Raw genomic sequence first — 732 nt, 5'->3', positions numbered from 1 at the left:
CTAGACGAGTCTTTCCGAATGCCTGCGGGCACGAAGAGAGGGTGTTCATGATCGTTTGTGACGACGAACTTGAACACCCTCGTGACCGCACTGTACGTGAAGATCGACGACGACTTGGCGGGTATCGCGCGGCTGCCTGGCCGGCCACCGAAACTCAGTCACACGGAGTTGCTGTGCCTGGCGGTCATGCAGGCGATGCTCGGCTTCCACTGCGAGACCCGCTGGCTGCGGTACGTCCGCGCACACCTCCAGGACATGTTCCCCTTCATCCCGCAGGATGCCGGCTACAACAAACGGCTGCGCGCCGCGCTTCCGCAGATCAAACGCGTGATACGGGTGCTCGCCAAGGACACCGACTTCTGGCACGACACGGTGTGGATCACGGACTCGACCCCGGTGCCGTGCGGGATGTCCCGCCCCACGGTCAAGCGCTCGGAACTCGCGGGCTGGGCCAACTACGGCTACTGCGCGTCGCATTCGCGGTTCTTCTGGGAGCTGCGGCTGTACCTGGTGTGCACTCCGGCCGGGATGCCGATCCTGTGGGCGCTGGCCGATCCGAAGCTCGGCGAGCGCGAGGTGCTGGCCGCGATGCTGGAGGTCGATGCCGAGCTGGTGCGCGAGCGGCCGGGCCTGCTGCTGATCAGCGACAAGGACTTCGCCTCGAAAACCTTCGAAAGGTCACTGTCCGTACAAGGCATCACGCTGCTGCGGCCATCGAGGAAGAAGGAGATC

The 732-nt window shown here is 64.3% G+C and carries 1 protein-coding gene; it reads left to right on the top strand.

The genetic code is table 11. The features are described 5' to 3' along the window. Nucleotides 1–81: 81 nt before the first annotated feature. Nucleotides 82–732, top strand: a 651-nt coding sequence (locus RMT89_RS40525; protein ID WP_315888755.1) for an IS982 family transposase, incomplete at its 3' end; no start/stop codon positions are given.

The sequence above is a fragment of the Streptomyces sp. P17 genome, assembly GCF_032436805.1.
In the GTDB taxonomy this organism is placed as follows: domain Bacteria; phylum Actinomycetota; class Actinomycetes; order Streptomycetales; family Streptomycetaceae; genus Streptomyces.
This window is presented reverse-complemented; position numbering and strand designations above follow the sequence as displayed.